Below are 7,048 nucleotides of genomic sequence, written 5' to 3'. Positions count from 1 at the left end.
TGCTTTCGGTACTAAGAAAACAGGGGCTAAAATTTTGCTTTGTCAACAAACTGAGGGATACAGCTTACTGTATCCCCTGAAGAGCTTTTTTGGATTCTTCAATTATCTGTTTTGTCGCCTCGGTCATGGGCTTTGGCTCAAGTGATCTAGCATTTACTTTTTCATACATTTTCTCTACATCTACAGCTTTTTGCAAGTATTCTTTTGCTTTTTGTTTGTCTCCTTTGTTAAGGTAATACATGCCTACTTTGTTGTAAGCGTCAGCCAGCTGTTGATAATTTTCCGGCCTGAAAGGCTGTACCTCTACTGCCTTTTCTACGTACTTAAGCCCCAGGCCAATCTGCCCATGAGCAAGGTAAAAAGCTCCAAGCTGGGCGTTTAACCTTGAATTGAAAGGCTCAAGCTTAACTGCTTTTTCTTCTTCAAACATGGCTTTCTGAAGCCTTACAGGGTCCTGCCACTTGTCACCCAAAGCCGCAAGAATCTGCCCGTAAGTCATTCTGTACTGGGCATTAAATGGATCGTAAACAACTGCTTTTTCATAGGCTGCTTCTGCAGAATTTAAATCCTGAGATTTTAAGAAATTATCGCCTTTGACTGCATAGCCCAAAGCTACAGACATAGAGGTAGACATATAAAGAACCACAAAAGCTACTAAAACTGCTGCATAGTTAAGATAGACCTTTCTACTTTTTACTTTTAATATCTCTCTATCCAGAGAATTTATCACTCCAATTAACGCCCAGAGGGCTATTGACACAGCCGAAAGTGAAAAGTCAAAGTCCATGGCAGCATGAGCGTAGAGACTGACTATAGCAGTTATTACACCTGCTATAAGGACTTTGTACTTATCTTCTTCATACCCTCTGTACACCCTTGCCATACTCCTTATAAGAGTAACAAGCAAGAAAAGTAGTGCAATAGCCCCGACTATGCCTGTATCAAGCAATACCTGCATGAAGTAATTGTGTGTCTGTGTTGTCCAGTAAAGGTAGGACTGGTACTTAAAGTATAAAGCGGCCCATGCGCCTCCACCCGCCCCAAATATGGGGTAATCTCTAAATATTTTTAAGCCGTCTATGTAAAACTGCATCCTCTGAGAGCTGCTGCGGCTTGTGAGGTTTATATCCTGTATACGGGAGGCAATGTCTTCCGGCAGGTATTTGTATTTTAACATCACGTTTTGCACGTCTTCTGGATCGTTTTTGGGATACACTTTTGCTTCTGTAAAAGTGACAGATGTGTCTTTAAAATTGTTCATAAACACAATGGCTATTCTTTTTGTGTCTTTAAGGGTTGTAAATTCTAAAGTCTTTTCCCCTATAAAGTCTTCTTTTTCGTACACTTCCGCAATTTTTGTCGACTGGTCATTTTCATTTCTGCTGTCTATCACTATTCCATAAGCCCAATCTTTGTTTTCGGGATTTTTGGCTATCACATCGTATTTTAATACATACACCCTATCAGGGTCAACATTCACAAAGCGCGTAACTGTCTTTATTCCATCAGGTTCATCCGCTGTGTGCTTCAAAGTAAGTGGCACCTGTGTTGTAAAAACTATGTAACCACCAATAGCTACTAAAACTATCAGCACAGAAGCTACAGCTAGAGCAATTTTTGGGCTTATTTTATTTACAAATCCCATGACAAAGCTTATAGCGTAAGTGATTACAAGAGAAGATAAGAATCCTATTAAATACCACTTTACAAGCCTTATTGCATCACCGCTTGCAACAGCTGAATTAAATTTTGCTATTGGGAGCGCCGAAGCAATTATTATCCCTATAAAATACATGAAGGGCTCTATTCTTCTACCTTTTGGCATTAAAGTCATCAATAAAATGCCTAAAAAAGGAAGCATAAGCCATGCTCCGCGAGAAAGCGTAAATATGTAAGCATAGAATTGAGTGTAGGCAATGGCACCATACAGAGCTTTTAGGTATCTGTTATCAGTATAGGATATTAATGCTAAGTTTACAAGAAAAAATGCCATTAAAAAGGAAGCTGCAGTGTTGGGATACTGGAAAGTGGAGTTTATCCTTCCACCTACCCAAGAACCGTTGTAATGAATTAAATTTACAGAAGAACCAAGTCCTATGACTGCCACAAAAAAGGAGCTTAAAACTAAAACATTTAATAGCATAAAGATTTTTTTATTATCTTTCACTAGTCTACTTACCATAAAGTAAATGAAAAGATAATCACAATATCTTAAAACCTCTCCAATGCTTGCTCTTACATTTACAGCGAAAAAAGTGGAAATCACATAGGCTCCAACAAGAGAGAGTGCAGCGTAATCCAGTGTAGTAGCTATAATAGGCTCTTTTACTGTAATCTTATAAACAGCCCACAGTATAAACACGACAGAGGTTATAGCAATTGTGGGAAACATCTCTTTTTCAAAGAACATGCCTCTGAAAAAAGGCGGATAAAATACTAGTATCAAAAGGGCTATGTAAAAAACAATTTCAAGTTTTTCACTGATTTTTGGCATTTGTCTTGTTTTTGATTTTGTTTTACTCTTCTTTGCAACAGTTTTTTGAGCCATTCCCGATCCCCTTTTCTATAGCAATAATCTAATCACAGTATATACTTATTCGACAAAAATTTCACTTCTCCTTCTTTTTCAAAAAGCATAAAGCAAAATTCCTCCTCAATCACAAATTAAGGCTTTGAGAATATAATAAAGTGAAAACTGAAAAGGGGGATTGTCTATGAGGTTCAAGTACTTAATTGTAATTGCTGTGGTACTTACACTTATAGCCTCTTCAATAACCGGATGTAGCAGTAAAGAACAAAAGCTCACAAAGATAAATTTCGTAGAAACAGTCCACTCCATTTTTTACGCTCCCTATTATGTAGCGGTAAGCCAGGGCTTTTTCAAAGAGGAAGGTCTTGAGCTTGTAATCACGACTGCTCAAGGCTCAGACAAAGCTGCGACAGCTGTTTTATCTGGAACAGCAGACATAGGACTTCAAGGCCCTGAGACCACTGTATATGTGCTTTTGGAGGGAAGAGATGATTACCTAGTTAATTTCGGACAGCTGACGAGAAAAGACGGTTCCTTTCTCCTTGGAAAGAAGCCTGAACCGGACTTCAAGTGGGAAAACTTAAGAGGCAAAAAAGTCATAGGTGGAAGACCTGGCGGCATGCCAGAAATGACCTTAGAGTACGTCCTAAAGCAGCACGGACTGGACCCTAAAAAAGACCTGACTCTTATCACCAATCTACAGTTTACAGCAGCAGCCGGCGCTTTCATGTCATCAGATGCCGACTATGTGGCTTTGTTTGAACCTACAGCTTCAATGGTAGAAAAACAGGGAGGAGGTTATATTGTAGCTTCTGTAGGAGCGTCAAGCCATGAGGTACCCTACACTACTTTTAACGCCAAAAAGAGCTATATTGAGAGGCACCCTGATATAATACAAAAATTTGTCAATGCAGTGTACAAGGGAATGCTCTGGGTAGATTCTCATTCCCCTAAAGAGGTGGCAGAGGCTATAAAACCTTTCTTCCCTGATGCAGATGTAGACCTCATGGCAACTGCTATTGAAAGGTATAAAAACCAGAATACGTGGGGAACAACTCTCAAAATGAAAGTAGAAGACTTTGACTTCTTGCAGACAATACTTTTGGATGCAGGAGTGATAAAAGAGAAGGTGGATTCAAGGCTTCTTATAGACAACACCTTTGCTGAAAAAGCAGAAAAAACTATTAAAAAGTAAACTGACGGTTGTGCCCAAGAGATTACCTTGGGCACAACCTCAAAATATAGAAAGGAGTGCTTGTATGGACAATGTGATGGTAAGCCTTAAAAACGTCTCTTTTAAATACCACACATTGGAAGGTGAAACTGAAGCTTTAAAAGATATCTCCTTTGATGTGTACGAAGGAGAATTTGTAGGAGTAATAGGGCCTTCGGGATGCGGTAAATCTACACTTTTGTCCATAATTTCCGGTCTTTTAAAACCTTCCAGAGGAATTGTAGAAGTAAATGGGAAAATAGGCTATATGCTCCAAAAAGACCATCTGTTTGAATGGAGAACTATATGGCAAAATGCGATACTTGGGCTTGAAATTCAAAAAAAGCTCACAGAAGAATCGAGAAGCTACGTAGAAAATCTCCTCAAGAAATACGGGCTGTGGGAGTTTAAAGACTATTACCCCAATCAGCTTTCAGGAGGGATGAGGCAAAGGGCTGCACTAATCAGGACACTTGCTTTAAAACCTGACATATTGCTTTTAGATGAGGCCTTTTCAGCTCTCGACTATCAGACAAAGCTAGCCATATCCGATGAGGTGTATAAAATTTTGAAAAATGAACAGAAAACCGCCATAATAGTGACTCACGATATTTCCGAGGCAATAGCCATGTGTAATAGGATTGTAGTTCTTTCAAAAAGGCCTGCCTACATCAAAAAGATATATGAAATATCCCTTACTTCTGATGATCAATCCCCCATAGGCCGGAGAAAAGCTCCGGAATTCAAAGAATATTTTAATTCTATATGGAAGGAGTTGGATATACATGTATGAAGTGGCATCTCATTATATGTCAAAAGAGCATCAGGAATTTTTAAGAAATGTCAAAAGAAAGAACATAATGGTAAGAGTAACGCAACTAGCAATTCTAGTAATATTTTTTGGGCTATGGGAAATTGCAGCTAGATACAAAGTTATAGACCCTTTTCTTGTAAGTCAGCCTTCCAGAATGCTAAAGACAATGCTCACTCTAAATCAAAATGGCACACTTCTCATGCACATATGGGTAACCTTAAGCGAGACCCTCATAGGGTTTATCTTGGGGACGATTTCAGGAATGCTAATTGCAATACTTCTATGGTGGTCTGACTTTTTCTCACAGGTGGCTGAGCCTTACTTGGTAGTCTTGAATAGCCTTCCAAAGATTGCATTAGGGCCTATTTTCATAGTCTGGATGGGAAACGGTGAAGCTCCAATTATCACAATGGCTTTGGCTATCTCATTAATTGTGACGATTATAACTTTAGCGACAGGCTTTAAAGAAGTTGACGAAGAAAAAATAAAGCTTTTAAAGACCTTCGGAGCCACAAAAATGCAAATACTCACCAAATGCGTGCTGCCTGCCAGTGTACCCACTATAATGTCGGCTATAAAAATAAATATTGGCCTTTCGTGGGTCGGAGTCATAACAGGTGAGTTTTTAGTATCGAAAGCCGGCCTCGGATATCTGATAGTCTATGGAGGGCAAATTTTTAAATTGGACATGGTAATGACGAGTGTGCTGATCCTTTCCATCCTATCAGCTTTAATGTACGTACTTATAGTATATCTCGAAAAAAAGCTTATTCGCTGGAGATAGAAAGAGATGCTTTTTGCTTTAACATATGCTAAAATATGTTTGTAATACATCGCACATAGAGGTGAAAAAAATGAAAATTGCACTGGCCCAGATAAATCCTATTGTTGGAGATATAAAAGGAAACTCGGAAAAAATAGTAAAATATATTGAAAAGGCAAAAGAAGAAAAGGCGGATTTGGTTGTATTCCCTGAACTGTCGACTGTTGGCTATCCTCCTAAAGACTTTCTTTTCGTGAAAGACTTCATAAAAACAAATGAAGAAATGATAAACAAAATAATACTGCCGGTAACCGACGAAATTGCTGTAATACTAGGCACCGTAAAAAAAGATGAAAATGGAAATTTGTATAATTCTGCTTTTTTTATTTACAACAGGAAAATAATAGAAATATTCGATAAAACACTCCTTCCCAATTATGACGTATTTGATGAGAAAAGATATTTTTCTCCTTCATCACAGATAAAAACAGTTGAATTTAAGGGTGTAAAAGTAGCAGTAAATATATGTGAGGATGCATGGAAAGGCTATGTATTTGAGCCAAACACAAATTATTCTGTTGATGTCTTAGAAGAGCAATTTAAACTAAAACCGGATGTTTTTATAAACATCTCTGCTTCTCCCTATCATTTGGGCAAACATGGAAGAAGACTTGAAATAATGAAATCAAAAACTAGTAAATACGGAATTCCTTTCATATATGTAAATCAAGTAGGAGCAAATGATGAACTCATTTTCGATGGAAATAGTTTCGTATTAAATGAAAAAGGAAAAGAGGTAATAAGACTAAAGGCTTTTGAGGAGGATTTTAAAATAGTAGAGTTACAAAATTTGGAGGACTTCGAAGAGCTGCCAGAACTTAAAGAAGATATATCCTGGATATATAAGGCTCTTGTAGTTGGAGTTAGGGATTATTTTCATAAATTAGGATTTAAAAAGGCAGTTTTAGGGCTAAGCGGTGGAATTGATTCTGCAGTAGTGGCAGTAATTGCCTCTGAAGCCCTGGGAAAAGAAAATGTATTGGCAATTTCTATGCCCTCGAGGTATTCTTCTGAAGGAAGTGTAAAAGATGCAGAAATCTTGGCTAAAAACTTAGGCATAGACTTTAGAGTGATTCCTATTGAGCCTGTTTTCAAAAGCTATTTATCTGTCTTCAACAAAGATGGAAATGCCTTAGGAGATGTGGCAGAGGAAAATGTACAGGCTAGAATACGCGGGAATTATCTTATGTTCTTTGCAAACAGGGAAGGATACGTAGTGCTTACAACAGGCAATAAGTCAGAGTTGGCAATGGGTTATTGCACTTTGTACGGAGATATGAGTGGAAGTCTAGCAGTGATTGGCGACTTATATAAAACTCAAGTATATGAGCTGGCTGAATATATAAATAGAGAAAAAGAGATAATACCAGTTTCGATAATTAAGAAAGTTCCTTCGGCAGAGCTTAAGCCAAACCAAAAAGATGAGGACTCCCTTCCCCCTTACAGAATACTGGACCAGGTGCTTAAGCTTTATCTAGAGGAAAATGCTTCTTTAGAAGAAATAGCAGAAAAAGGCTTTGATAAAGATCTGGTAAGACACATCATAAATACCGTAAATAAAAATGAATACAAGAGAAAACAGGCCGCTCCTGTGCTTAGAATCTCACCAAAAGCCTTTGGTACCGGCAGGAGAATGCCAATAGTACAAAATTTCAAAGCATAGGGGGA

Annotated in this window: 5 protein-coding genes; 4 read left to right on the top strand and 1 reads right to left on the bottom strand. The window is 38.1% G+C overall.

The window, feature by feature from the left end:
• Positions 1-64 precede the first annotated feature (64 nt).
• Entirely contained in the window at positions 65-2,548 is a 2,484-nt protein-coding gene (locus tag ACPLVE_RS06180) for an O-antigen ligase family protein (RefSeq protein WP_424610700.1), read from the bottom strand.
• Positions 2,549-2,714: 166 nt separating this feature from the next.
• On the opposite strand from ACPLVE_RS06180, the gene ACPLVE_RS06175 reads away from it, so the two are divergent.
• The 4 genes from ACPLVE_RS06175 (at position 2,715) to ACPLVE_RS06160 (ending at position 7,043) form a co-directional block, all read left to right on the top strand.
• Positions 2,715-3,725, top strand: a complete 1,011-nt coding sequence (locus tag ACPLVE_RS06175) for an ABC transporter substrate-binding protein (protein WP_424610699.1) — start codon at positions 2,715-2,717, stop codon at positions 3,723-3,725.
• Between the two features lie 64 nt (positions 3,726-3,789).
• Positions 3,790-4,536, top strand: coding sequence for an ABC transporter ATP-binding protein (locus tag ACPLVE_RS06170; RefSeq protein WP_424610698.1), 747 nt, complete (start codon positions 3,790-3,792; stop codon positions 4,534-4,536).
• The gene (locus ACPLVE_RS06165; protein ID WP_424610697.1) at positions 4,529-5,341 is read left to right on the top strand and encodes an ABC transporter permease; all 813 of its coding nucleotides are present in this window, start codon (positions 4,529-4,531) and stop codon (positions 5,339-5,341) included. The genes ACPLVE_RS06170 and ACPLVE_RS06165 overlap by 8 nt, the downstream gene beginning before the upstream one ends.
• 70 nt (positions 5,342-5,411) lie before the next feature.
• Positions 5,412-7,043 (top strand): NAD+ synthase, encoded by a 1,632-nt coding sequence (locus ACPLVE_RS06160; RefSeq protein ID WP_424610696.1) that lies wholly within the window; start codon positions 5,412-5,414, stop codon positions 7,041-7,043.
• Positions 7,044-7,048 lie beyond the last annotated feature (5 nt).

The sequence above is a fragment of the Caldanaerobacter sp. genome, from assembly GCF_049701115.1.
Classification (GTDB): domain Bacteria; phylum Bacillota; class Thermoanaerobacteria; order Thermoanaerobacterales; family Thermoanaerobacteraceae; genus Thermoanaerobacter.
The sequence above is the reverse complement of the archived record's forward strand: the minus strand, read 5'-3'. Positions and strand labels throughout refer to the sequence as shown.